The sequence below is a fragment of the Trinickia violacea genome (assembly GCF_005280735.1).
GTDB lineage: Bacteria > Pseudomonadota > Gammaproteobacteria > Burkholderiales > Burkholderiaceae > Trinickia_A > Trinickia_A violacea.
The window spans coordinates 3,118,184-3,141,706 of the sequence record NZ_CP040077.1; the positions used below are offsets into that span (position 1 = coordinate 3,118,184).

27 protein-coding genes are annotated in these 23,523 nt (G+C 61.5%); 14 read left to right on the plus strand and 13 right to left on the minus strand.

Features of this window, described 5'->3' with window-relative positions; translation table 11 throughout:
• Positions 1-265: 265 nt before the first annotated feature.
• The 4 genes from FAZ95_RS14215 to FAZ95_RS14230 all read right to left on the minus strand — a co-directional run bounded on the left by FAZ95_RS14215 (position 266) and on the right by FAZ95_RS14230 (position 2,420).
• Complete coding sequence (locus FAZ95_RS14215) at positions 266-733, minus strand: hypothetical protein (protein ID WP_137333052.1); 468 nt, start codon at positions 731-733, stop codon at positions 266-268.
• Between the two features lie 78 nt (positions 734-811).
• Entirely contained in the window at positions 812-1,042 is a 231-nt protein-coding gene (locus FAZ95_RS14220; RefSeq protein WP_137333053.1) for a site-specific integrase, read from the minus strand.
• Positions 1,039-1,734 (minus strand): AlbA family DNA-binding domain-containing protein, encoded by a 696-nt coding sequence (locus FAZ95_RS14225; protein WP_137333054.1) that lies wholly within the window; start codon positions 1,732-1,734, stop codon positions 1,039-1,041. The genes FAZ95_RS14220 and FAZ95_RS14225 overlap by 4 nt, the downstream gene beginning before the upstream one ends.
• Positions 1,731-2,420, minus strand: coding sequence for a hypothetical protein (locus FAZ95_RS14230; protein ID WP_137333055.1), 690 nt, complete (start codon positions 2,418-2,420; stop codon positions 1,731-1,733). The genes FAZ95_RS14225 and FAZ95_RS14230 overlap by 4 nt, the downstream gene beginning before the upstream one ends.
• A gap of 193 nt (positions 2,421-2,613) precedes the next feature.
• On the opposite strand from FAZ95_RS14230, the gene FAZ95_RS14235 reads away from it, so the two are divergent.
• The 9 genes from FAZ95_RS14235 to FAZ95_RS14275 all read left to right on the plus strand — a co-directional run bounded on the left by FAZ95_RS14235 (position 2,614) and on the right by FAZ95_RS14275 (position 12,069).
• Positions 2,614-2,973, plus strand: a complete 360-nt coding sequence (locus FAZ95_RS14235) for a tlde1 domain-containing protein (RefSeq protein ID WP_137333056.1) — start codon at positions 2,614-2,616, stop codon at positions 2,971-2,973.
• Between the two features lie 154 nt (positions 2,974-3,127).
• Positions 3,128-3,346, plus strand: a complete 219-nt coding sequence (locus FAZ95_RS14240) for a hypothetical protein (RefSeq protein ID WP_137333057.1) — start codon at positions 3,128-3,130, stop codon at positions 3,344-3,346.
• A gap of 42 nt (positions 3,347-3,388) precedes the next feature.
• Complete coding sequence (locus FAZ95_RS14245) at positions 3,389-3,634, plus strand: hypothetical protein (protein WP_137333058.1); 246 nt, start codon at positions 3,389-3,391, stop codon at positions 3,632-3,634.
• Positions 3,635-3,788: 154 nt separating this feature from the next.
• Positions 3,789-4,034 carry a hypothetical protein gene (locus tag FAZ95_RS14250; protein WP_137333059.1) on the plus strand — a complete coding sequence of 82 codons (246 nt, stop codon included), beginning with the start codon at positions 3,789-3,791 and terminating at the stop codon, positions 4,032-4,034.
• 228 nt (positions 4,035-4,262) lie between these two features.
• Positions 4,263-4,550, plus strand: a complete 288-nt coding sequence (locus FAZ95_RS14255; RefSeq protein WP_137333060.1) for a GYD domain-containing protein — start codon at positions 4,263-4,265, stop codon at positions 4,548-4,550.
• A 163-nt stretch (positions 4,551-4,713) separates the two neighbouring features.
• Positions 4,714-7,635, plus strand: coding sequence for an AMP-binding protein (locus tag FAZ95_RS14260; protein WP_254699704.1), 2,922 nt, complete (start codon positions 4,714-4,716; stop codon positions 7,633-7,635).
• 183 nt (positions 7,636-7,818) lie between these two features.
• Positions 7,819-8,469, plus strand: coding sequence for a dienelactone hydrolase family protein (locus FAZ95_RS14265; protein WP_137333061.1), 651 nt, complete (start codon positions 7,819-7,821; stop codon positions 8,467-8,469).
• 105 nt (positions 8,470-8,574) lie between these two features.
• Positions 8,575-10,590, plus strand: coding sequence for a thioredoxin domain-containing protein (locus FAZ95_RS14270; protein ID WP_137333062.1), 2,016 nt, complete (start codon positions 8,575-8,577; stop codon positions 10,588-10,590).
• 198 nt (positions 10,591-10,788) lie between these two features.
• Positions 10,789-12,069 carry a DUF445 domain-containing protein gene (locus FAZ95_RS14275; RefSeq protein ID WP_137333063.1) on the plus strand — a complete coding sequence of 427 codons (1,281 nt, stop codon included), beginning with the start codon at positions 10,789-10,791 and terminating at the stop codon, positions 12,067-12,069.
• 133 nt (positions 12,070-12,202) lie between these two features.
• On the opposite strand, the gene FAZ95_RS14280 is transcribed toward FAZ95_RS14275, so the two are convergent.
• The 8 genes from FAZ95_RS14280 to FAZ95_RS14315 are packed head-to-tail and all read right to left on the minus strand — an operon-like array spanning position 12,203 to position 18,694.
• A complete protein-coding gene (locus tag FAZ95_RS14280) occupies positions 12,203-12,523 on the minus strand; it encodes a Rieske (2Fe-2S) protein (RefSeq protein WP_137333064.1) in 321 nt (106 codons plus the stop codon).
• Position 12,524: 1 nt separating this feature from the next.
• A complete protein-coding gene (locus FAZ95_RS14285; protein WP_137333065.1) occupies positions 12,525-12,893 on the minus strand; it encodes an SUF system Fe-S cluster assembly protein in 369 nt (122 codons plus the stop codon).
• An 8-nt stretch (positions 12,894-12,901) separates the two neighbouring features.
• Entirely contained in the window at positions 12,902-13,354 is a 453-nt protein-coding gene (sufU, locus tag FAZ95_RS14290) for a Fe-S cluster assembly sulfur transfer protein SufU (RefSeq protein ID WP_137333066.1), read from the minus strand.
• A complete protein-coding gene (locus FAZ95_RS14295) occupies positions 13,351-14,604 on the minus strand; it encodes a cysteine desulfurase (RefSeq protein ID WP_137333067.1) in 1,254 nt (417 codons plus the stop codon). Before FAZ95_RS14295 ends, sufU begins: the two co-directional genes overlap by 4 nt.
• The gene (gene sufD, locus FAZ95_RS14300) at positions 14,601-15,935 is read right to left on the minus strand and encodes a Fe-S cluster assembly protein SufD (protein ID WP_137333068.1); all 1,335 of its coding nucleotides are present in this window, start codon (positions 15,933-15,935) and stop codon (positions 14,601-14,603) included. Before sufD ends, FAZ95_RS14295 begins: the two co-directional genes overlap by 4 nt.
• On the minus strand, positions 15,932-16,714 hold the full coding sequence (sufC, locus tag FAZ95_RS14305) for a Fe-S cluster assembly ATPase SufC (protein ID WP_137334550.1): 783 nt from the start codon (positions 16,712-16,714) through the stop codon (positions 15,932-15,934). The genes sufD and sufC overlap by 4 nt, the downstream gene beginning before the upstream one ends.
• 28 nt (positions 16,715-16,742) lie before the next feature.
• Positions 16,743-18,191, minus strand: coding sequence for a Fe-S cluster assembly protein SufB (sufB, locus tag FAZ95_RS14310; protein WP_137333069.1), 1,449 nt, complete (start codon positions 18,189-18,191; stop codon positions 16,743-16,745).
• Positions 18,188-18,694, minus strand: a complete 507-nt coding sequence (locus FAZ95_RS14315; RefSeq protein ID WP_137333070.1) for an SUF system Fe-S cluster assembly regulator — start codon at positions 18,692-18,694, stop codon at positions 18,188-18,190. Before FAZ95_RS14315 ends, sufB begins: the two co-directional genes overlap by 4 nt.
• A 1,104-nt stretch (positions 18,695-19,798) precedes the next feature.
• Between FAZ95_RS14315 and FAZ95_RS14320 the strand changes: the two genes are divergently transcribed.
• The 5 genes from FAZ95_RS14320 (at position 19,799) to FAZ95_RS14340 (ending at position 22,156) form a co-directional block, all read left to right on the plus strand.
• Positions 19,799-20,044, plus strand: a complete 246-nt coding sequence (locus tag FAZ95_RS14320) for a hypothetical protein (RefSeq protein ID WP_137333071.1) — start codon at positions 19,799-19,801, stop codon at positions 20,042-20,044.
• A gap of 382 nt (positions 20,045-20,426) precedes the next feature.
• Positions 20,427-20,765, plus strand: coding sequence for a 4a-hydroxytetrahydrobiopterin dehydratase (locus FAZ95_RS14325; protein ID WP_137333072.1), 339 nt, complete (start codon positions 20,427-20,429; stop codon positions 20,763-20,765).
• A 49-nt stretch (positions 20,766-20,814) separates the two neighbouring features.
• The gene (locus tag FAZ95_RS14330) at positions 20,815-21,078 is read left to right on the plus strand and encodes a hypothetical protein (protein ID WP_137333073.1); all 264 of its coding nucleotides are present in this window, start codon (positions 20,815-20,817) and stop codon (positions 21,076-21,078) included.
• Between the two features lie 42 nt (positions 21,079-21,120).
• Positions 21,121-21,417, plus strand: coding sequence for a four-helix bundle copper-binding protein (locus tag FAZ95_RS14335; protein WP_137334551.1), 297 nt, complete (start codon positions 21,121-21,123; stop codon positions 21,415-21,417).
• A gap of 91 nt (positions 21,418-21,508) precedes the next feature.
• The gene (locus FAZ95_RS14340; RefSeq protein ID WP_217497402.1) at positions 21,509-22,156 is read left to right on the plus strand and encodes a dienelactone hydrolase family protein; all 648 of its coding nucleotides are present in this window, start codon (positions 21,509-21,511) and stop codon (positions 22,154-22,156) included.
• Here FAZ95_RS14340 and FAZ95_RS14345 read toward each other — a convergent pair.
• Positions 22,153-23,265 carry a CapA family protein gene (locus tag FAZ95_RS14345; protein ID WP_137334552.1) on the minus strand — a complete coding sequence of 371 codons (1,113 nt, stop codon included), beginning with the start codon at positions 23,263-23,265 and terminating at the stop codon, positions 22,153-22,155. The two genes, FAZ95_RS14340 and FAZ95_RS14345, sit on opposite strands and share 4 nt — an antisense overlap.
• Positions 23,266-23,523 lie beyond the last annotated feature (258 nt).

The window sequence follows — 23,523 nt, forward strand, 5'->3', positions numbered from 1 at the left end:
CAACATTTGGCCGGTCCTCGGCCTTATGGAAAGCTTCGCATAAGGCCGATATGCGTGCATTGATCATCGGGCAGGTCTCGGCGCGGAGCAGCCGTTCGAGAGACCGATCTGCAGTATGACCAAGAGGCAGAAACTGGCCGATAGGTGACCACCGGGATGTGGGTCCGGATGGGAATGAACCGCCCCGACGCTACCAACCGGGACTACGTACCGTAGCGTTGACCCGCACCGTGTCGCCGTTGTCTGGACGGCGACACGGTGCGGGTCAGTTGAGTGCAGCCGCCACGTCCTTACTCAACGCGCTGGGCTTCGCATGGACGCTCTGAACACGCGTGCGGCCGGCGACGATGTCGTCCGAATTGATGGAGATGCTTTCCGTCACCTTCGCGCGTGCTGTCGTGATCGGCGACGCCTTGTACGGGTTACCACGCCGGATATAGTCGTCGACGTCGACCTCGATCGCATATTCAAACGACCCGCTTACATCCGTGACGACCAGACGGATAGCGTTGATGGGAATGCCCTTCAGTCTCTCTTCGCATACCCGATTCAAGATATGGTCGCGGACAATCGCCGACGACGCGGGACCTTCAAACGACGATTCGGTGTGCTCAAGATGAACCACGACCAAAGGTTTCGGGGCTTTCGTCAACGCAATGCGATATCGCAAAGCACATGGCGAATTCGCCTCATCGGGATAGATGATGTCGGCGTAGTCGGTGCGGTAGGGCATAGATGCTCCGTAGAGTTGGATATGCCAGCCCGGTTGAACTGGCAAATCCACCCTACGCAGATGGCGCAGAAGTCAAGCTCACACGACGGCCAGGTCCTCGCCACGCGCCGGGATCGTCGCGCGCAACCGGACTACCGTGCGCTGGCTGGTGAGGCCGAGCAGCCTGCATACTTCTTCGTTGGACTTTCCCGCAACAAGCAGGCGCCGCGCGTACGTATTTCGTAGGACGCGCGGACTCATATCCGGTGCCTGGAAGCCGATCGCTTCCAACGCTTCGCGCACGACTACCCCGAGCAACATGTCGTTCATCGGTTTGTCGCTTCGCGGCGACGGGAAGAGCAAAGCATCGTCACCTTGCGCCGCCTGCGCGCTGCGCCACGCCGCGTAAGCGCGAGCGTTGGCACCACGTGGACCACGACGAGCGGGCCGACCGGCAAATGGCATGGACCTTGGTGGTTTCGCAAGATGTCGAGCCGTTGATTGCGGAAGGTGAACGCACGCTCGGCCAAGCCGTCGGCGAAGGCGAACGCCGTGCGAATCGCATGGATGTCCATGGTTTCTTTGCCGCCGGAGTGGCGCAGGTAGAAGTGGTTGTTGCGCAGCACACGATGCGGCGCGTTCGGGCTCGCGCCCACGCGCAGCACGACCACGTGGGCGCCGGCCGCGAGCGGCACGGCCCGGTGCAGCAGGCTACCGGTGACGCGAGGCTCGAGCACGTCGCGCAGAAAGTTCGTGAGTTTGAGCAGTTCTTCGTCGAGATTCGGAATGACGAGGGGCATCACCTCGTCGGCGACGCCGTCGGCTTCGCGAATGCCGAACACCAGGTCCCCGCCGACGGTGTTGGCAAAGGCGCAGACGTCCTCGGCCAGGGCCTGCCGGCCGTCTTTCGACAGATCGAGTTGCTCCTTGTAATCGAGCGTGCGGCTCTCGCGCACGCCGTGGTCGATCAGCTGCCGGATCGCGGCTTCATCAATGTCCTCGAGACGGGCGCGCGGGATCATGCGGCCGCCGCCCGGATCAGCTGCGCCACGCACATCGCCCCGGCGACCATGCTCAGCCCGATGGGCACGAGCAGATCCACGGCGCTCTTCGAATAGGTTCCCGTGCGCAACATGCACTCGATCGCAATCGCTGCTGCAACAAGACGTGGCAACTGATAGGGGTACCGCTGGCCGCCGCTCACGCTGCGCCGCTGACCTTCTGGCCATTGCACGTCAACGGTGAACCCGACATCCCCCAACCAGGGGGAATGGTCGGGATGCTGGACGCTGGGCAGCAGGTCCACGGACGCCGGCTGGCCGAGTTCGGCGTAGGCGCTGGCAAACATGTCGTCCTGTAGCGCCTCGAAGCCTTCGGTCCACTTGGGCTGCCCACGGCGCATCAGGAAGTACGACCGGACGTCATCCGTGAGGCGCCGCTGGATCGCGGCATAACGCAAGCCCCTGTAGTGCTCGACCAGCGCGCGCTGGTCGCGGTCGGTGTCGTCGTGAAACCAGTAGCGCAGGAACACGTAGGCGAGTACCGCCGAGAGCGCGAGCCACACCTTCAGCGGCGTCACGTTGCCCACCTCGGCAAAGCCGAGCAGGGTGCCGGTGGGCTTGAACGACAGGTGAAACATGGTAATCGCGACGATCGCCGCGGAGAGGACAACCACGTTGCGGCGCAGCTTATCGGGCAGGTCATCCATACGCGTCCTTTTTAACGGGTAACCCCTTGGTTCAAGGCAAGGCACACGGGGTGAAGCGGGAATCGAAACTACTGAACATTATGGCGGTAATGTTCAGTAGGTGAAGAGCCTCACGGACAGCGACGCAAAATGGGGAATTGTGAATTTGTCTGATCTTTGTTAGTTTGCTCAATCCTGACCGAGGATTCAGTTAATGCCGATCACCTGCACGTTCAAGTTGAACAACAAGACGTTTTCGACGCTGTATTGTGCTGGCGTGGGTAACTTCACCGCCTTTTCAGGAAGCGACGCGGGCCGCGACAATCCGGCCGCCGTCGCGAAAAAGGACATCGGACCGTTGCCACCCGGGCGCTACTACATCGTCGATCGCCAATCAGGAGGGCTGCTCGGCGGAGTTCGAGATTTTGCGCTTGACCATCTCTACGGCACAGATCGAACGCAGTGGTTTGCCCTGTATCGAAACGCCCCACAGTCAGGGGTAGGATTACTCGTAGATACTGACGGAGGTCACTATGTGGACCTGCCGAAACTGCAATGCGCGGTTTGCCTCTGATCAAGCCGAGCCGGAAGTCGATGAACGGGGGTTTTTCTTCCTCTGTCCAGCCTGTGACTACAGAAACAAGGTCGTGAGCCTCGGGCGAGACGCGAACGGGAATCTCCAGCTTGTCCAAAGCGACGACGAGTAGAGCAATCTTTTGGAGTTAGCATTGGGGTTCGACTACAAACAGTTTCACATCGAGGCGTCATCTCTTGCCGAAGGCGGCCATTTCTACGCCCGCGCAAAGATCTACCGACGCGAGTCGGCGAGTGGCGATGCCGTCGAAGTGAAGTATTCGGGCGACCTCGGCGACTATCACTTCGACACGGACGCTATAGAGGCGGCGCAGCGGTGGGCGATCCAGTGGTGCGACGCGAACAGCGTTTAGATCGCGCGCTTCGATTCCTCGCACATTACTCTGTAGGCCGGCATGGAAGATAGCCTCTTGCTCGAAGGAAATGGGTACTACTGCCATTGCAGCGTCTTCGAAGTGAAGCCCGGGGCATGGGAGGCGTCGGTGCTGTTCGAACGGAAGAGTGATCACGCAACGGGAAAGACGCTTATCGACGGAAAGCGGCACAAACTCAGCGCCACGTTCGCCAGCAGGGATGAGGCGATGCAGGCCGTTTCTAAATACGCGCTCGATCACGCCGCTCGGGACGACACTGGCCTGTAGATTTATCGCGACAACTCCGGAAACGTATCGTGCGCGAAATCGACGCCGACACGTTTAGCCGCCACCGTCAATGCGCCAACTCGGCGACCCGTCTACTCGATTTTGCGGCTTTGGCACATGCTACGATTCCTCCAAAATCACGATTGAGATGCCCATGGCGCGCATCGAATACGCCGACTTCGACGACGACGAAAAAGAGGATTTCGAGCAGGTTTGCCACCAAGCGGGATTCGATCCGGCCCAGTTTACGATTTATGCGGACAGGGAAGATTTCCCCTTGAGACGTGGCCAATACCGTATCGACCGGACGGTGATCGTTGTAAAAGACGGGGTCCGTGTCGACCTCGACGGTCGCAAGTGGGTCGCTGACTTCGCGGATAAGATCGCCGTGTTCAGATAGAGCTTTCACGCTTTGACCTTCCGTACTCGACCACCCACACTTCTATATCTCTGGACGAAGCCGCGGCAAGCGCGAAGCGCTGCGGCACCGCGCAGCTTAGATTCCAGGGGCTGGAGACACGAAACTATAATCAAAGGGCGCACGGATGTTTCCTCCGGGCCGGAAAGCGTTTTCTCTCGTGCGTTTCCCATGCCCAATGGCGTTTCAATTCGTTTGTACGGAGGTCTTATGGCCACGTATGTCATCCTCAGCCGCCTATCTCCCGACGCGTTCAAAGATCCCAAAGACCTGAAACAGCTCGCCGCCACCGTTGCGGAGAAGATCAAGGTCGAATGCCCTGCGGTCACATGGAAAGACAGCTATCTGACGCTCGGGCGGTTCGATGTAGTGGACGTCGTCGAATCGAACGATCTAAAACAGCTCGAAAGAGCGGCGTTGATCATCCGTGCCTATGGACACGCCGCCACCGAAACCCTCCAAGCAACGGCGTGGAACGAGTTCATCGCGGCACTATAGCGCGCCGGCCGTCGACGCTTTGGCACACAGCGGCGGCCACCTTCTAGCGATGTGGGAAGGATAGGCCGCCCCGCCCGGCGCCCGCTGGTCGAAAGCCGGCGTGCCTGCCATGCGGACCCGTCGGAGTTTTATAGGGTCGCAGTTGTGGTCACACCGCAATACCTTGGCTCAGGTATTCGTCGCAGGTGTCGCGCCAATCGACAATCGGCCTGCCGGGCAAACGGACGCGAGCGTCATCCATGTCATGAGCAGATCAACCCACGCAGCGCCGGACTCGGCCACCCGTCAGGAAGCCGAGATCGGACGGGCGTTGCTGGCCATCCTCTGGCACCTGGTTGAGGAACTTCGTCCCGGTGCACAAGCCCTGCCGCGAGCCACGCTCGATGGCAGTCTGGAACGGGAGCTGGGCCTCGACAGTCTGGCCCGTGCCGAGTTGTTGCTGAGAATCGAGCGAAAGTTCAAAGTCAAGCTGCCAGAACAAGTGCTGGGCAGCGCGCAGACACCTCAGGATCTGCTTGCGGCGGTGCTCGCAGCGCGCCACCTGCCCCGCATCGCGATATCGGCCGAATGCCCGCCGGATTTCGGTACACCGGCCCATGCCCTGCCGAAGCGTGCCGCAACACTAGCCGAAGCGTTGCAGTGGCACGTGGATACCCACCCTGATCGGCTGCACATCCGGTTGGAAGGCGGCGAGGAGGGACAAGAGGGCGGCCGCCAGATCAGCTATGCCATCCTCTGGGAGAAGGCCCGGAAAGTGGCCGCCGCGCTGCGCGACCTGGGACTCGATCCAGGACAGACGGCAGGCCTGATGCTTCCCACCACGGCAGACTACTTCTATTGCTTTTTCGGCATCCTGTTCGCCGGGGGCATTCCAGTGCCGATCTATCCCCCGGCGCGGCTGTCGCAGATCGAAGACCATTTCCGCCGCCACGCCGGCATTCTGAGCAACGCCCAGGTTGCGGTGCTAATCACGCTGCCGGAAGCGAAGGTCCTGGCCCGCCTGCTCACTGCGCAGGTGACAGAACTCAGACATGTGGTATCACCCAATGCGCTGACGGGTTTTGCCGGCAGCACTGAACCGTATCGGGCAAGCAGCGAAGATATCGCCCTCCTGCAATACACGTCGGGCAGCACGGGAAATCCCAAAGGAGTCGTCCTGAGTCACGCCAACCTGCTGGCGAACATCAGTGCGATGGGACAGGCAATGCATGTGTCCTCGTCCGATGTGTTCGTGAGCTGGCTGCCGCTGTATCACGACATGGGGCTGATCGGCGCTTGGCTGGGGAGCCTCTATTACGCTTGCCCGTTGGTGGCCATGTCGCCGCTCGCGTTTTTGGCTCGCCCGGAGCGCTGGTTATGGGCCATTCACCGCCACCGGGGCACGTTGTCGGCAAGTCCCAATTTTGCTTATGACCTGTGTATGCGCAAGATCGCAGACGAAGATATTCAGGGTCTCGATCTTTCCACCTGGCGCTGCGCGTTCAACGGCGCCGAGCCGGTGAGCCCGGACACGATGCGCGCATTCGTCGAGCGTTTCGGCCCCTACGGGTTCAGGCCGGAAGCGGTCTTGCCGGTGTACGGGCTGGCGGAAAACTCGGTGGGTCTCGCCTTCCCGCCTCCTGGTCGGGGCCTGCGGGTGGACCGCCTCAAGCGCGACCGTTTCATGTGGACGCGCCGCTCGGTGCCGACTAGCGATGACGACCCTTCTGCCCTGGAGGCAGTTTGCTGCGGGCGGGCTCTGCCGGGGCACGAAATACGCGTGGTGGATGCTGCCGGGCACGAACTCGGCGAACGTGAGGAGGGGCGCCTGGAATTCAAGGGACCATCCGCCACGCGCGGCTACTGGCGCCGCCCCGACCAAACCGCCAGGCTGGTCCATGATGGCTGGCTCGATTCCGGCGACCTGGCATATACGGCCGGCGGAGAGGTCTACATCACGGGACGCAGTAAGGACATCATCATTCGCGGCGGCAGGCATGTCTTCCCCTACGAGTTGGAAGAGGCCGTCGGCAAAATTCAGGGTGTGCGGAAAGGATGCGTGGCGGTGTTCGGCGGCCATGACCGGGTTGCTGGAACAGAGCGGCTGATCGTGCTCGCCGAAACACGGGAAGCCGAAGCAACGGCGCGCGATCGCCTGCGCTCTCTCATCGCTGACACAGCGCTCGAGTTGCTCGGCGCGCCGGCCGACGAAATCGTACTAGGACCGGTGCACAGCGTGCTCAAGACCTCCAGCGGCAAGATCCGCCGCGCCGCGACACGCGAACGTTACGAACTGGGCCTGCGCGGCATCGCCCCGCGCGCCATATGGTGGCAGTTTGTGCGGCTCGCCGCCATGGACGCCTGGCCGGGCCTGCGACGCGCGCTGAATGCGGCCGGTGAAGCCGCTTATGCGGCCTACGCCTGGATGCTGCTGGTGCTGCTGGCTCCGCTTGCCTGGACCGCAGCAGTCGTGCTGGCTCGTCCGGCCTGGGGCTGGAGGTCAAGCGGCTGGTTCGCGCGCATGTTCCTGCGTCTGGCGAGAGTATCGATTGCGGTGCAAGGGCGTGAGAACCTGCCGGGTGACGAACCCTACGTAGTGGTAGCCAACCATGCGAGCTATCTCGACGGGCTCGTGCTGGTGGCAGCTTTGCCGCAGCCGCTTAACTTTATCGCCAAGCGGGAACTGGGCGGACAATTCTTTGCTGGCACTTTTTTGCGCCGTATCGGCGCACGCTTCGTGGAACGCTTCGACCCGCAACACGGCGCCGAGGATGCCGGACGATTGATCGAACTTGCCAAGACGCAACAGTCGCTTGCCTTTTTCCCGGAAGGTACGTTTACGCGGGCCGCCGGACTTCGCCCCTTCCGTCTCGGGGCCTTTGTCGCCGCTGCCCAGGCGGACCTGAAGGTGGTGCCAGTGGCGCTGGCGGGAACACGTACCGTGCTGCGCGGAGACGATTGGTTTCCGCGCCACGGAGCAATTCGCGTGACGATCGGCAAGCCGATCAGACCGCCCGGGTACGGCTGGCATGCCGCGATTCGCCTGCGCGATGCGGCTCGGCAGGAAATTCTCCGGGATTGCGGCGAACCCGATTGGGCGACGTAGAGACGAGTCGGGCTCGCCTCACTGAGCCAGCCTGGTGCGGGTGAGCAAGAGCTCATCGAGCCCGTCTAGCGGGCGCCCGTTCCCCTCGCCGCTACGGCAACCCTTATAGGGCAAAGCGGACGGTGTTGAAGGTCGGCCGCAAGGCGACGAAGGCCACAGCGCCGTCCGGTGGAGGAGGATGACATGGGGTTTCGCCCCGATGCGCAAGAAGTTGTAATTCCGGCCGGAGGCGTGCGCCTACAGGGCACGCTCACGCTGCCGCCAGGCGCAGTCTCCCTGGTCTTGGTTGCGCACGGCAGCGGCAGTTCTCGGCACAGCCCGCGCAACAGGTACGTTGCCGCCGAACTCAATCGAAGCAGTATCGGCACGCTGCTGATGGACCTGCTCTCGCCGCAGGAGGACACCGAGCCGGCCGCCCGCTTTGACATCGATCTGCTCGCCGCGCGTCTGGCGCAAGCGACAGGTTGGGTGGCCGCGCGGCTTGCCACGCCGCTGCCTCTCGGCTACTTCGGTGCTAGCACTGGCGCCGCCGCGGCGATCCGTGCAGCGAACGCGTCACCCATCCAGATCCGCGCGATCGTTTCCCGAGGGGGGAGACCCGACATGGCCGAACCCGCCGCTCTCGCAACGTTGGTTTCGCCCATATTGCTGATTGTTGGCGGGCTTGATACCCGCGTCATCGAACTGAATCGGGCGGCTTTTGCCCTGCTCAGATGTCCGAAGGAACTGGTGATCGTGCCCGGCGCCACCCACTTGTTCGAGGAACCCGACACACTGGAAGCGGTCGCGCGGCTGGCGGTGCAATGGTTCGAGCGCTATCTCGGCAACGCATGAGGTTAGAACCCGTTTCAACAATATCGATGGCCGAGCTTGCAGTGCGTACGATTCTGCGCGACATTTTTCACGACCACCGGTGCGCAAACCCGGCTGGAGACTGCCATGACAAACCGGCTCGCGACAGAAACCTCCCCTTACCTCCGGCAACACGCGGAAAACCCTGTTGACTGGTATCCGTGGAGCGACGAAGCATTTCGCCGCGCCCGTGACGAAGACAAGCCAATCCTGCTCTCCGTTGGCTACGCGGCGTGCCACTGGTGCCACGTGATGGCGCACGAATCCTTCGAGAATCCGCGCATCGCCAGCCTGATGAATGAGCGTTACATCAACATCAAGGTCGATCGGCAGGAGCGTCCCGACATCGACGACGTCTATCAACAAGTCAGCCAGATGATGGGACAAGGCGGTGGCTGGCCGCTCACTGTGTTCCTCACGCCGCAACGGGAACCGTTCTTCGGCGGCACCTACTTCCCGCCGGACGACCGCCATGGCCGCCCCGGGCTGGCGCGCGTGCTCATGAGCCTCAGCGAAGCGTGGCAACATCGGAAAGAGGAACTGCGCGAAACGATTGCTCAGTTTCAGCAGGGTTTCCAGCAGCTCGATCAAGCGTACCTGGAGTGTGAAGCCGACGAAGTCGAGGATCCTCCGGCAGAGACAGTCCGTGCCTTGGCGCGCAATACTGACCCTGTCCACGGCGGATTGGGCGGCGCACCCAAGTTCCCGAACCCAAGCTGCTACGACCTGATGCTGCGCGTCTATCATCGAATTGGCGAGCGCGCGCTGCTTGACGCGCTGGAACGCACGCTCGACCAGATGGCGGCCGGCGGCATCTATGACCAGCTTGGCGGCGGGTTCGCCCGCTATAGTGTCGACGCACGTTGGGCCGTGCCGCACTTCGAGAAGATGCTGTATGACAACGGTCAGCTCGTGAAGCTGTACGCGAACGCCTACCGCCTCACCGGCAAAGAGGCGTGGCGCCGCGTCGTCGAGGAAACCATCGCCTACGTCCTGCGCGACATGACGCACCCCGACGGCGGTTTTCACGCGGGCGAAGATGCCGATAGCGAAGGACAAGAAGGCAAGTACTATGTCTGGACACCCGCCGAGATCAACGCAGTCCTTGGTGAGTCTGACGGTGCGTTGGCGTGCCGGGCTTACGGCGTGACAGAACACGGCAACTTCGAGCACGGTGCTACCGTGCTCCACCGTGCGGTCGAACTCGATGCCCAGCAAGCTGTGTGTCTCGCGGGCTTGCGCGACCGGTTGCTGGCCGCGCGCAGCCGGCGCGCGCGCCCGGCTCGGGACGACAACATTCTCACCGGCTGGAACGGCCTGATGATCCAGGGGCTCTGTGCTGCCTACCAGGCAACGGGCACCGTTGCATACCTCGCCGCCGCAAAGCGTGCCGCCGACTTCATCCAGGCCAGGCTGACCCTGCCTGACGGCGGTGTGTATCGCGTCTGGAAAGACGGGACGGTCAAGGTGCCCGGCTTCCTCGAGGACTACGCCTTCCTGTCCAACGCCCTGCTCGACCTCTACGAGTCATGCTTCGACAAGCGTTACCTCGATCGCGCGGAGGAGCTCGTCGAGCTCATCCTCGATAAATTCTGGGAAGACGGGCTCTATTTCACGCCTCGGGACGGCGAGCCACTGGTGCACAGGCCCCGCGCGCCGTACGACAACGCCTGGCCGTCAGGACTGTCATCGAGCGTGTTCGCTTTTTTGCGCCTGCATGCGCTGACAGGCCGCGATCTCTACCGAGACCGCGCCGAGCACGAGTTCCAGCGGTATCGAGCTGCGACCGTCAGGGCCCCAGCCGGTTTCGCGCACCTTCTGGCTGCACAGGACTTCACGCAGCAAGGCCCGCTCGAAATCATTTTTGCCGGCGACAAACCCGGGGCTGCCGCACTGGTGGAATGCGTTCACCGCGCGTACCTCCCGGCGCGCGTGCTGGCATTTGCCGACGATGTTCCGATCGGCCAGGGACGGCACCCGGTCGAGGGCTGGCCGGCGGCCTACGTGTGCCGAAACCGCACTTGCGCCGCACCGGTGACCGACGGCCGCGCGCTCCTTGAATATTGTGTCCCCGGATGGCAACGTGGCGTCATAACCACCTGAGCGCCATCGACGATGTGCCGTCCGATCAGCGTCGTCGTTAAGATTTACACGCCCCCAGCGCAGCAGGAACGTACTATCTGGCTGCCGTTCCACGCGAGCTTCCAAACCCTGACTCTCGCGGCTGAGCGTGCCCCCCCCAGCCATCGGTTTACCGAACCTTGCCTCGCGAGTTAGAGGCCTCATGACAAATCGATAGAAATGAGCAAGGAACTAGATCTGAAGAAAAACAAGAACAGGGCACTACTGTTGCTATTGATTGCGGCCTGCGTTTTCGTGACGACCGCACTTCTTCCCCGCGGCTTCTGGGTGGACGGCATCAAGGCGGTATCAGAAGCAGCGATGGTTGGCGCGCTTTCCGACTGGTTTGCAGTCGTAGCGCTGTTCAGGCGGGTCCCCATTCCCTTCGTCTCCACGCATACGGAAATCATCCCCAAGAACAAGCACAAGATCGCCGACAATCTGGCGATTTTCGTTCAGGAGAAGTTTCTCGATGTCTCGTCAATTGTCGGGCTGATCAGAAAGCACGATCCGGCGCAAAGGATCACCGAATGGCTGACCACGCCGGCCAATACCGACCTGCTGGGTGGCTACGTCGTGAAACTAATGGACGGCATTCTGGATTTGACGGACGACGTACGCCTCCAGACGTTCATCAAGGATGGCTTCCACGCCGTCATCGACAAGATCGATTTGTCGAAGTCGATGGGCGCCATTCTGGACACGTTAACGAAGGACGGTCGACACCAGGAGTTGCTGGACGAAGGGATCGCGAAGTTTGTTGCGCTGCTGCGCGAGCCGACAACTCGTAGCTTCATTGCCGCGCGTATCGTCGATTGGCTCAAAAGCGAATACCCGACGATGGAAAAGTTTTTGCCCACCAACTGGGTCGGAGAAAACGGCGCGGAGATGATTGCCAATGCCGTCGACACGGTACTCATCCAGATAAGCGAGGACCCCAATCATCAGCTTCGCAAGAACTTTGACGATGTCGTGGGGCGCTTGATCGTCCGGCTCAAGACCGATCGGGCTTTCCTGGAGAAAGGCGCGGAAGTCAAGCGTTACCTGAGGGACGGCGAAACGCTCAATCTGTACATCAAGGACCTGTGGGGTCAACTGCGCGCCTGGCTCAAGCAGGATCTGGCACGCAGGGATTCTACGATGCACGCAAAAGCCGTGGCGATGGGCAAATGGGTTGGTGACGAACTGGCACAGAACGCTCAACTGCGCCAGTCGCTAAACGAGCACATGGCGGACGCAGCGCGAGCTATGGCGCCTGACTTTGCGCAGTTCCTCACGCGGCACATCAGCGACACGGTAAAAAACTGGGATTCCCACGAAATGTCTCGGCAGATCGAGCTGAATATCGGCAAGGATTTGCAGTACATCCGCATCAACGGGACCATGGTGGGTGGTGTCATCGGGTTCGCGCTTTACGGGAGTTCGTACCTGATCGATCTTCTGCGAGCCTATGTGGTGTGACGCAGCAGCGGTCAATCGTGGCTCGGTGCCACCCCTAAGCCTCCTAAACGACATGGATGCGTTGATGACTACGAGAAGCCGAAGAGCGCGGCCAATGCATCGACGATGGGCATGTGATTTAGACCACTACACCTCAATCCCACCGCTCATCACGCACCTGAACGACGCCCGCTTCGATCCGCACCGGAAACACCATCACATCCTCATAAGCGGGCGGTGCCAACACCTTTCCCGTCCTGATGCAAAACCGCGCACCGTGGCGCGGACAGATGACCACGTCGCCGTCCACCGCACCACCCGTCAGGATGCCGCCATCGTGCGGACAGATATCCTCGATTGCATAACAGGTGCCGTCGACGTTGAATACGGCAACCTGCGCGCCATCGACCTCGACGCTGCGAACAGCACCGGCCGGAAAATCCTCGATCGCGGCGACATCCACCCAATCCGACATGTCAAAGCATCCCCAATTGCAGGCGTGCCGCGTCCGACATCCGCTCCCTTGACCACGGCGGTTCCCACACCAGTTCGACATGCACGTCGTTCACACCACACACAGAAAACACGGCATCCTCAACCGTCGCCGGGAAGGTCTGTGCGACCGGGCAGCCGGGCGCGGTCAACGTCATGCGGACCTCGACGCGGCCCTCGGCCTCGTCCACGTCGAGACCATAGACAAGCCCCAGGTCGTAGATGTTGACCGGAATTTCCGGGTCGAAAACGGTGCGCAGCGCGTCGATCACGCGTTCTTCAAGACGTTCGGGAGTTGCACCGCTGCCAGGTTGTGTGGCTTCGGCGCGCTTCAGCCAGTCAAATGTACTCATCGACCGCCTCACTCTGTCGAAACGGGGCGACGCTCGTCGTGCAGCGCGGCATGCAACGTGTGCCAGGCGAGCGTCGCGCACTTCACGCGCGCGGGGAATTCACGCACGCCGGACAGCACCGCCAGCTTGCCCAACTCCGACGCCACTGCTGGCCCTGCTGTGGGCGTTGTCACCATGTCGTGAAAGCGTCCGAACAGCGCTTCGGCCTCTGCTTCCGTTTTGCCTTTCAGCGCCTCGGTCATCAACGACGCCGACGCCGTCGCAATCGCGCAGCCCACACCTTCGAAACTCGCCTCCTTGACGACGTCATCCTCGATTCGTAGATACAGCGTGATCCGGTCGCCGCACAACGGGTTGTAGCCCTCGGCCTTGTGATTGGCGTCAGCCAGCCCATGACAGTTACGCGGCCGCCGGTAGTGGTCGAAGATGACTTCCTGATACAGATCGCGCAGTTCGCTCATGAGCCGAATACCTCTCTGACCTTGCGGAGACCTTCGATCAGCGCGTCGATATCCTGGTGCGTGTTATAGAGGGCAAGCGACGCGCGCACGGTCGCTGGTACGCCGAACCGCTGCATCACCGGCATCGCGCAGTGATGGCCTGCCCGCACGGCGACCCCGTGATGATCGAGAATCGTGCCGACATCGTGTGCATGCACGCCGTCGAGCACAAATGACAGGATGCTCGCTTTGTCGCGTGCGGTACCGATGAGACGCAAGCCCGGTACTGCCTGTAACGCGTCCGTTGCATAAGCGAGTAGTTCGGCCTCATGCGCGGCGACGACTTCAATGCCGATGCTGTCGACGTAGTCGAGCGCCGTGCCTAGCGCAATTGCACCGGCAATGTTCGGCGTTCCCGCCTCGAACTTCCACGGAATCGCGTTGTATTCTGTTTTCTCGAACGTCACCGAACGGATCATGTCGCCGCCCCCCTGCCACGGCGGCATGGCTTCAAGCAGCGCAGCCCTGGCATACAGCGCGCCGATGCCAGTGGGCCCGTAAACCTTATGGCCCGAAAACGCATAGAAGTCGCAATCAATCGTGCGGACGTCGACCGGCAAATGCGCGATCGCCTGTGCGCCATCCAGCAGCACCGGCACGCCCTTCGCGTGCGCCGCGACAACGATGCGGCCTACCGGATTGATGCTGCCGAGCGCGTTAGCGAGATGCGTGATCGCGACCAGCCGCGTGCGTTCGCTCAACAAGCGCTCGTACGCATCGGTATCGAGTGCGCCCGTATCGTCGATCGGCACGACTTTCAGCGCCGCGCCAGTCTGCTCGCAAACCAACTGCCACGGCACAATGTTCGAATGGTGCTCCATCGCGCTGATCAGGATTTCGTCGCCAGGCTTGAGGTGCGGGCGCGCATAACTCTGGGCAACGAGATTGATCGCTTCGGTCGCACCACGCACGAATACGATCTCCTCTGGACGCTGTGCATTGATGAAGCGCGCGATCTTCGCACGTGCTGCTTCGAACGACTCGGTCGCGCGCTGCGACAGCAGATGCACGCCGCGATGCACGTTGGCGTTGCTATGCCGGTAGTAAGCGTTTTCCGCGTAGATGACCGAAGCTGGCTTTTGCGTAGTGGCGCCATTGTCGAGATAGACCAATGGCCGGCCATGCACACGCTCGCCCAGAATCGGAAAATCCGCTCGCCAGTGCTCAACATTGCGCGGATCTGGCGTCTGTGCCTGTTCGAACGGCCTCATAGCAACTCCTTGATGCGCTCGCCTTCCGGGGTGCGCATCAGCAGCAAGTTTTCGAGCCGACCGCGCAGCGAGTCGATGCGCACGCGTTCAACGATGTCGCGTGCAAATGCGTAGGTCAGTAGCGCCCGCGCCATGCGCTCTTCGACGCCCCGTGCACGTATATAGAACAGCTGCTTCTCATCCAGTTGACCGACCGTCGCGCCGTGTGTGCATTTGACGTCGTCGGCGTAGATCTCGAGTTGCGGCTTCGTGTCGATTTCCGCATCGCGTGACAGCAGGAGGTTGTGATTCGCCTGGTGCGTGTCCGTTTGCTGCGCATCGCGATGCACGACGACGCGCCCGTTGAACACTCCGTGCGCAGCGCCGTCAAGCACGCCGCGGTAGTATTCGCGACTCGTGCAGCGCGGCTCTGCGTGATCAATGCGCGTGTGGTGATCGACGTGCTGCCGGCCGCCAACGAAAAAAAGACCGTTCAACGTGGCCTGCGCGTTCGCGGCGTTCAAGCTCGTGCCAATGCCAGTGCGCGACAACGCGGCGCCAAACGCGAACGCGTGCGAGGTAAGACAGCTGGCGCGTTGCTGTGCAGCAGCGACCGACGCGATATGAAACGCCTTCGAGCCTTCCTGCTGCAACCGGTAGTGCTGCACGTCCGCCTGTTCGTCTGCGACGATGCGGGTCACCGCATTGGTCCAATACGCGTCGTCGCCCAGCCCCACGAAGTGCTCGACGATCGCGCAGCCTGAGCGTGCTCCTGCAAGCACGACGTTGAACGGCTGCGCCGCAAGACCGGCTTCGTCGGTTAGAAACAGCATCTGCAACGGTCGATCGATGACCTCACCAGGCGGTAGCAAAACGGCAAATCCGTCTGCCAGAAACGCCGTGTTTAGCGCCGCAAAGCCGTCGGCATGCGTTTGTGAGACCATCGCCGCTTCGAGTCGTTGCGGCATTTCTCTCAACGCCCTCGTGAGCGAACCCACAAACACGCCATGGGGTAAGCCATTCAGTTTTGACAGACGCGGCACATGGCGACCGTTGACGAATACCAGTCGATGGCCAGCAGGGTCCAGCACGAGTTTATCGACGATGCGTCGCAGATCGCCATCGTCGCTGCGGCCGGTGCGTTGCGGCGCGAAATGCCAGGGACGCTTGCCGATCGCCGACACGTTCGTGTATTTCCAGTCCTCGTGCCGCGTGGTCGGAAAGCCGAGCGCGTCGAACTGTTCGAAGGCGTTTCGGCGCGCGGCACGCAGCCACGGCAACTCCGCGCCGGGCAACGTCTTCGCGAGTTGTCCAAAAGCCTGGTGGAAGAATTCGAGAGATTCGTTTTTCATGGATGCCCCGTACTCGCCGCGCTGGCTGATTGCACGGCCTCATCCTCAATCCCACCGTAGCCCTTGCGTTCCAGCTCCAAGGCCAGTTCACGCGACCCCGACTTCACGATCCGGCCGTTCGCCAGCACATGCACGCGATCCGGTACGACGTAATCCAGCAGTCGCTGATAGTGCGTGACCAGCACGATCGCCCGCTCGGGACTGCGCATGCTGTTGACGCCCCGCGCGACGATCTGCAATGCATCGATGTCGAGTCCGGAATCCGTTTCGTCGAGAATGGCGAGCCGGGGCTGAAGCACCGCCATCTGCAGGATCTCGTTGCGCTTCTTCTCTCCGCCGGAAAAGCCTTCGTTCACTGCGCGATACAAGAGGCTCTCATCCATCTGCATGAGGGTCATTCTGTTCTTGACCAGTTGCAGGAATTCCATCGCGTCGAGTTCGGATTCGCCACGATGTCGGCGCTGCGCATTCAACGCTGCCTTTAGCAGGTAAACGTTGCTCACACCGGGTATCTCAACGGGATACTGGAACGCGAGAAACAGTCCTTCGTGCGCGCGTTCTTCGGGCGCGAGCGCCAGCAGATCGCGACCGAGATACGAGACCGAGCCGCCGGTGACGATAACGTCCTCGCGCCCAGCCAGCACGTGGGCAAGCGTGCTCTTCCCCGAGCCATTCGGGCCCATGATCGCGTGCACCTCGCCGGCTTTCACGCTCAGCTCGATCCCGCGCAGAATTCTCTTGCCATCGACTTCCACTTGCAAATGACTGACTTCAAGCATGGTTCCATTCCCCCCGAGTGGCCTCGGGTTATCCCACACTGCCCTCCAGGCTGACGCCTAGCAGCTTCTGCGCTTCGACTGCGAACTCCATCGGCAACTCCTTGAAGACTTCTTTGCAGAATCCGTTCACGATCATCGACACCGCATCTTCGGGCGACAACCCACGCTGCCGGCAATAGAACAACTGGTCTTCGCCGATGCGTGATGTCGATGCTTCGTGTTCGACCTTCGCGGTCGGGTTTTTGACCTCGATATAGGGGAACGTGTGTGCGCTGCAACGGTCGCCGAGCAACAGTGAATCGCACTGCGTGTAGTTGCGCGCACCTTCGGCCGCACGCGCGACCTTCACGAGGCCGCGATACGCATTCTTTCCGCGACCCGCTGAAATGCCTTTGGACAGAATCGTGCTGCGCGTATTGCGGCCGAGGTGAACCATCTTCGTCCCGGTATCGGCCTGCTGATAGTGGTTGGTCAGCGCAACCGAATAGAATTCACCGACCGAGTTATCGCCCTGCAGGATCACGCTCGGGTACTTCCACGTGATTGCTGAACCGGTTTCCACCTGGGTCCACGAAATCTTCGAATTCGCCTCGCGGCAATCGCCACGCTTGGTCACGAAGTTGTAGATGCCACCCTTTCCCGCCGCATCGCCGGGGTACCAGTTCTGCACGGTCGAATAGCGGATCTGCGCCCCTTCCAGCGCAATCAGCTCGACCACCGCGGCATGCAGCTGATTTTCGTCGCGCATCGGCGCGGTGCAGCCCTCCAGATAGCTCACGTACGCTCCTTTGTCCGCGATGATCAGCGTGCGCTCGAACTGCCCGGTGTTCTGCGCGTTGATGCGGAAGTAGGTCGACAGTTCCATCGGGCAGCGCACGCCCGGTGGGATATAGCAGAACGAGCCGTCGCTAAACACGGCGGAATTTAGCGCGGCGAAGAAATTGTCGGTGTGCGGCACCACTGTGCCGAGATACGTCTGCACCAGCTCCGGATGATGCTGCACGGCATCCGAGAACGAACAGAACACAATGCCGAGTTCCGCAAGCTTTTCGCGGAACGTCGTCGCTACCGAGACGCTGTCGAATACCGCATCCACCGCGACGCCGGCCAGGAGTTCACGTTCTCTCAGCGGGACACCCAGCTTTTCGTAAGTACGCAGCAGTTCCGGATCGACTTCATCGAGACTCTTCGGACGATTCTTCTGCGCCATCGGCGCGGAATAGTAGACGATGCTCTGGTAGTCGATCGGCGGATGTCTGATCGTCGCCCAATTCGGCTCGATCATCGTGAGCCAGTGCCGATAAGCGGCGAGGCGCCATTCGAGCATGAACGCCGGCTCGTTTTTTTTCGCGGAAATGAGCCGGATTACGTCCTCGCCCAGACCGCTCGGCAACGCGTCCGCCGCCAGGTCAGTCACGAAACCATGTTGGTATTCGCGACTGATCAGTTCGTCGAAACCGGCTTTTGACGCACTCATGCGTTGCCTCCGTCATTCGTCTTGCGCACTAGTGGCGTCGCACCCGCGCGGCGGTTGGGAACACTGCGCGCGCGGATCGCGCTGATGTCGACCGCGCGCAAGGTCGGTCCCGCCATGTCCGCCAGCGTGACCTGATGTAACGCCTCGTAGATCACGCGATTGACCCTCTGCCAGTTGGCGCGCACCGCGCACGCCGCCTCCTGGATGCACAAGCCTGGCTGCGTGCTGCATTCGGTCATCCCGATCGGCCCGTCAACCGCGGCGATTACCTCCGCCAGCGTGATCTGCTCGGGCGGCCGCGGCAGCAGGTAACCACCGTTGGTGCCGCGCAGCGATTCCACGACACCGCCCCGCGTCAGCACTTTGAGCACCTTCGACACGGTGGGTATCGCGACGCCGGTCGCCGCCGCAATGCTGCTTGCGCTATGGACGGCGTCCGGGTCGCGTGCCATCGCAGTCGTGATCACCGTGCCGTAGTCGGCGAGTTTGCTCATACGCAACATCAGAACACCTCCCATTTTAAATGGGACCAAACCGGTCCTAATTATGAGTTGAAATCCGCACCTTTGTACTGAAGCACACCGTCCAGCGTGGGGATTTCTGGCCACGTCGCCGACCGCTTCCCGGTTTCGGCAGAAGCATTTCCATGTACGACGGGTACGTTGATTTCATTCTAGGCCTGTATGGAAGACCTTGTCAGCGCATCGGTTTTCGTCACGGACGCCTCCGGGAAGACACGCTCGATTGCCCCCGAAAACCCTCTCGCGCGTCCTGATATTAATTGTTTGATATCCAAAATATCGAAAACTGATTCAAAGGCCAGAATCCATACTGGGACGAGCGTGTACGTCGCCTGTATCTGGGAAGGCCCGCCGGGCTGTACTATGGGCTGTTGAAGCTTCCCGACCCAGTGGGGCTCCTGCGCGATCTTTCTGGTGATTGTGGTTGTGCCGGTGCCGAGCAGCGTGCACGCGGACCGAATGCCAGACGCGCTCAGTACCGTCAGGCAATGTGTTTTGCGCACGAGAAGGCCGCGGGGCCGCCGTCACCTTTGCCAGCCTCGTGGCGGCGTCGGCGACGGGGTGATCCGCACACCAGACTGGCAGCAGCCAGTGAAGCTCACGCGACGATGAACGTCTAGGTAGCAGAAGGCTTTGACGCGGCTGCTGGTGTGTTGGACATGCCTTCCGCCATTTGTGGTTAAGAGCGGATACGAATAGACGCCTTCAGCGTGACATGGCGACGCGTAGATCAGCTACGCAGAGCGCATTCGGGCGACGTTAAGCCGCGGGCGCGGCGAAAAGTCAGTTGTCGTCTGATCGGACTGGCGGGCGCTCATGCGGTACCGGCTCGTCATTATCTGCGTCCAGTGCAGATGACTCGGTTTGCGGCGCCGTGCCTGGGAGCGGCTTGTCGCGCGTCGCGGGTGGCGCGGCAGGTTTTGTGGCGGGGTCTGACGGCATCGCGTTCTCCCGATAACTGGGGAAGATCCCCACCACCACACTAGCACTGAATATCATGCGTGGCTTGCGTCCGGAACTGGCGGGCCACCAGCGGCGCATTGGTGACAGATGCTACGATGTCTGGAAATCGCTGCGGAGGTCTCGATGCAAAGCCCCGCTCTGTTCCACGCCCTTCTCGACTACCTCGAAGCACACAACACGCTGCCTATCGACATTCAGCGGTTCGTCGACCGGTGGCACCGACTGCGGCCTCACGACGCGTTTCCGTGCCCAGTCTGCTACCTCGTCGGCGAGGAGCAGCCGCTCGCCGCATTGCCGGCGCAAGGCGACTTCGAGCCATTCAAATGCCCAGGTTGCCAGACACAGTTCGATATACCAATCGACGAATAGCGCCACTACTTCCTAGATGAATGGAACAGGGTAAAACGCCGGTTTGGGCGAGCGCATCGCCTAGAATGCAAGCATGCTGGCGACCTAGCAAGGAGGCTTTTTGGGCGAATTTTGCGCTCAGCGCCGGTGTGCGAAGCTCGTCGCTGTTCCTTCATACTGTCGAAAAAGGTACGAGCGCGAGGCACGCCCATCATCGCAAGCGCAGCGCGGGAGCCTGCAAACGCTATCGAATGTGAAGCCTGTCACATGTCAGACGGAGTCTGGGCGTCACCCAACCACAGTCGGCGTCGAAGCGCCTCATCGAGGTGTGCCGGCATCGTCGACAGGCGTACCGTAGCAATGCGACTGACAGGGTAACTGACGCGAACGGAGGCGACGCGCTATGAATGGCGATTTGCTGTCGAGGCATTGTGTGCCTTGCCGCGGCGACGTTCCGCCTCTCACGGAACTACAGGCCATCGACTGGCTGGCCCAGACACCCGGCTGGGCGCTGGTCGACGAGGGCCGCCGCGTCGAGCGCAAGTTCGGCTTCAAGGATTTCACGCAAGCCTACGAATTCGTGGCCAAGGTTTCCCGCCTCGCGGACGCCGAGGGACACCATCCCGACATCTGTTTTGGCTGGGGCTGGGCCACTGTTTCATGGAAGACGAAAAAGATCAAGGGCCTTCACGAGAACGACTTCATCATGGCGGCGAAGACGAACAGTCTTGCCGGGTCGTAAATCAGCGGATGCCATGGTTGCGGACTGACGTGTCAACGCGAGGTTGAACATGGATCAAACGAAATTGACGGCCCACCTGCCGACGGTCGATGTGGAGATCACCCGACGTACGCTCCCTGATCAAAATGCCGAAGCCATCTCCATTCACATCACCGCAACACCATCATTCGACGCGGCAGCGCGATGGCTCCTGCAGGCGAGTCTATTTCCGATCGCGCCCTCGTTTTCGCTATGGGCAGACATCATGCGCGCCTGGCAGCCGTGGTTGCCGGTCAGTTCCGGGTCGACCCGCTCGCTGCCAGAACCGGAATAGCGACGGCTAGTCGGCAACGTCGGTCGCGCCGCCCAGCCGTCTATTGAAGCCTGCGATGCTTGTGCCGCTGCCTGCGATCGCTGCGCATCCGCCTGCCTCGATGAACCGGGCAGGGTGAACATGGCCAAATGTATTCGCCTCAACGCCGATTGCGCTTCGCTATGCCGCCTCACATCTGCGGCGTTGGCTCGACAAAGCCATTTCGCACCCGAGTTTTGCGAACTCTGCGCACGGATCTGTGACGAGTGCGCCGAGGAATGTGCGCGGCACGCACCCGAGCACTGCGGCACATGCAGCGATGCGTGCCGGAGATGCGCGGAAGCCTGCCGGGCAATCTAATCTCTTGCTCAGTATCAGCGCGCCCGCGAGAGTGACGGCGGGCGCGTCGCGTATTGGGTCGGAAAAATGTTGTACCCGGCTTGAGGATGTCATGGAACCTCGGCTCCAAATGCAGGAAATCACCATTCCGGTGGAAGACGCCTCCCTGATGGGCACGCTCGCGCTGCCACAGGACGCTCAATCACTGGTTCTGCTCGCGCACGGCAGCGGCAGTTCACGGTTCAGCCCGCGTAACCAGTACGTGGCCACCGAACTCAACCGGGCCAGCATGGGAACGCTGCTGATGGACTTGCTCTCCGAACAGGAAGACACCTGTCCCGCTGCCCGCTTCGACATCGAGCTGCTGGCGGTGCGTCTCGCGCAAGCAACGGCCTGGATCGCGGCGAAGCAGACGACACGCCTCTCGTTTGGCTACTTCGGCGCAAGCACGGGCGCGGCCGCGGCGATCCGCGCGGCGCACGTGTCGTCGGTCCCGATTGAGGCGATCGTTTCGCGAGGCGGCAGACCCGATCTCGCCGGACGCGACGTCCTCGCCGTGGCGAAGGCGCCTACGTTGCTCGTGGTAGGCGGCCTCGACGCCACTGTCATCGAAGTCAACCGGGAGGCTTTCGCTCTGCTCGAGTGTCCGAAGGGTCTCGTGATCGTCCCCGGCGCGACCCACCTGTTCGAAGAGCCCGGCACACTGGAAGCCGTTGCGCGGTACGCGGTGCAGTGGTTCGAGCGTTATCTCGGCGCCTAAGCGCCCGCACGCAGCACGAGCGTGTCGTTACCGCTACGCTCCACAGTGGCGCCCAATGGCTGACTCTCCCGATTCAGCGTTTCGTGTAACCATCGAATGCCTTCGTCAGGCGCCCGGTTGATTTGGAAGTGGTGTGTCTGCATCGGCGTCATCGACAGTTCGGCCAGCGTGCCCGTTTCAAGGTCGAGCGTGGGGAAATACATCAGCGCAAGGTCGCTGCGAAACGCTTCCTGACCGGCGATACCTTCATAGTCGTTGATGAAGTCCCCGGCACCGTACAGGACGAGTTTGCCTCGATACAGCTCGATGCCCTTCACGTGGTGCGACGAATGGCCGTGTATGAGATCTACGCCCGCCGAATCGATGAGTTCGTGCGCGAAGTATCGCTGCGAAGCAGGTATGTCGAAATCGAAGTTCTCGCCCCAATGGATCGAGACGATGACGACGTCGGCTGCCTGCCTGACCGCTCGCACCTGCGCCGCGATCGTGCATACGGTGTCAGGCGAAAGATCAGAGAGCCGGTTCACGCCGGGGCGGCCCCGATCGGCGGCCCAGTCCGCGCCCACGCCGCTGCATTCCGTGGCAAAGGCGAAGATCATCACTCTGCCGCCGCCCGCCAGTTCGATCAAGGCAGGCGCGCCCGCCTCGATGTCGTCCTGCCCCGCGCCAGCCGTATGAATGCCGGCTGAACGCAAGGCATTCAGAGTTTCCTTCAACCCGCGATAGCCCCAGTCGAGCACATGATTATTCGCGAGCGCGCAGCAGTCGATTTTCGCGGCGCTCAAGACGGGCGCGTTGGCAGGATGCATGCGGTAGTGGATGCCCTTTCTGGGCGATGCGTCCTCGCTGGATGTGACGGCCGTCTCGAGGTTGATGATGCGCGCGGCAGGACACATGCGCTGCAGTTCGGGCAGCGCATCGCCCCACACGTAGCCGAACGGGACACACTCCGGTAACGGGCCGTTTTTCGCTTCGGCGAGGCTCACATAGTCTCTCGCCGAACGCATATAGGGCTCGAAGAGATGGGGCCGGTTCGGATGCGGCAGTATCTGATCGATACCGCGCCCCAACATCACGTCCCCGCACAGAAACAGCTTGACGCAGTTCATCCTTCGGGAAGAAACCAATGTTCCGGGCGCGGCAAGCCGCCCAAGACGCCTCCAATATAGTTTGCTGGCACTGACCTGCAACTGATCATCGCTGCGCTTGCCCCATACCGCGGCGAGTTGCAAGGAGTCTTGGTGGAGTCAACCTTTGACACGGGGCGTCGGCGCTACGAGGGCGTGCGGAATTTGTGCGCTTTTGGGGGGACCACACAGACCCACGCCGTCCCGCGGACGGGGCGGCGTGGTCGGCGCAGAACGGAG